2 protein-coding genes are annotated in these 1447 nt (G+C 66.1%); both read left to right on the top strand.

Annotated elements, in window-relative coordinates:
• Window positions 1-742 (top strand): glutamate ligase domain-containing protein (locus ACT84W_RS05330; protein ID WP_444328456.1); only part of this gene is annotated, 742 nt, incomplete at its 5' end.
• Window positions 743-823: 81 nt separating this feature from the next.
• The gene (locus ACT84W_RS05325) at window positions 824-1255 is read left to right on the top strand and encodes a zinc ribbon domain-containing protein (RefSeq protein ID WP_432290487.1); all 432 of its coding nucleotides are present in this window, start codon (window positions 824-826) and stop codon (window positions 1253-1255) included.
• The last annotated feature ends 192 nt before the right edge of the window (window positions 1256-1447 follow it).

The raw sequence follows: 1447 nt of genomic DNA, 5'->3' as shown, positions 1-1447 counted from the left end.
GATGGAGGACGTCTTCCTCTCGCGCTGCGCCGAGGTCGGCGTCGAGCCCGTCCTCCTGCGGCCGGCCGACCCTGCGGACGCTCCCGGCGAGATGCACCCCGGAACCCCGCGCGCCCACTCCGAGCTCCTGCACGCGACCTACATGGTCACCAAGCGCCCCGAGCGCCTCGGCGCGCCCCTTGAGATCGACGTGACGACGCCCCGCGCGACCTACCCCGAGCTCGCGGCTCTGAAGCCCGTCTATCAGGCGGCAAACATCGCCTGCGCCGTGTGCCTCGCGGAGGAGTACCTCGGGCGCGCCCTCGACGCTGAAGGCCTCTTTACCTCCGTCGTTCAGTGTCCGACGCCGGGCCGCTTCCAGCTCATGCGGCCCGAGCCTCCGCTGCTGATCGACGCCTGCCACAACCCGCAGAGCGTCGCGGCCTTCCTGAGCGCCGTCCGCGCCGTTTCCCCCGACCGCGCCTCTCGCCCGCTCCTTCTGTGCGCCGTCCTCGCGGACAAGGACGTCAAGGGCATCGTCGACCTTCTTTCCGCGGACTTCCCGCGCGTGGCCGTCACGCAGACCTCCTCGCCGCGCGCTCTGCCTGCCACCGAGCTCGCCGATCTCTTCGCCGCGGCGGGCTGCGAGGTCGTGGGGACCTACGCCACCGTCGGCTCCGCTTTGTCCTCCATTTGTGGAGAATCGTGCGTTGCGTGCGGCTCGATCACCCTTGCGGGCGAGGTCGCGGCCGCCTTCGCCTAGGCTCTGCTACAATCACAACGTCTGTGCGGCAACCGCATGCCGCCTCTCGACTGAACGCCATCCCGAGAAGGGCCAACGAATATGCAGGAACTGATCGACCAGATACTCACCCCCGAGGTCCGCATGGTCCTCTATCTCATGGTCGTGTGCGTCGTCATGCTCTACATCCTCTCTATCGTTTACGTCGTGCGCGACGCGCAGCGCCGCGGCGCCGAGCCTTGGTGGATGTGGGCCGTCATCTCGGTCATCCCCATCGTCGGCCTTCTCGCCTACGTGATCCTGCGCCCGAGCTCATACCTGATCGACCGCGAGGAGCAGGACCTCGACATCGCGCTCCGCGAGCACCAGCTCTCGCACTACGGCATCTGCCCGAAGTGCGGCTCGCCGATCGACCGCGACTTCGTCGTCTGCCCGATCTGCAACACACAGGTCCGCAACGTCTGCCCGACCTGCCACCGCCCGCTCAACGCGGACTGGAAGGTCTGCCCCTACTGCCGCACCCGCATTCAGTAGCGCGCACATAAAGGTTTGGTTTCAAAGGCCCTCGCATCGGTGCGGGGGCCTTTTTTGATGAGCGTATTTGTGGTAAACCAATATCAATGCAATCGCTCGGAAGGCTTCGCACCATGCTTCCCATGCTCGCACAGAGCGCACGAACTCAGACTATTTAGGCGTCTGCCCCTTCACAGCGGCAACTTGTCGCGT

The sequence above is a fragment of the Paratractidigestivibacter sp. genome, from assembly GCF_052362415.1.
Classification (GTDB): Bacteria; Actinomycetota; Coriobacteriia; order Coriobacteriales; family Atopobiaceae; genus Paratractidigestivibacter.
This window is presented reverse-complemented; position numbering and strand designations above follow the sequence as displayed.

What these genes read in the sequence shown, in the direction of transcription:
- ACT84W_RS05325 (WP_432290487.1), top strand. Translation starts at nt 824, where the DNA reads ATGCAGGAACTGATCGACCAGATACTCACCCCCGAGGTCCGCATGGTC.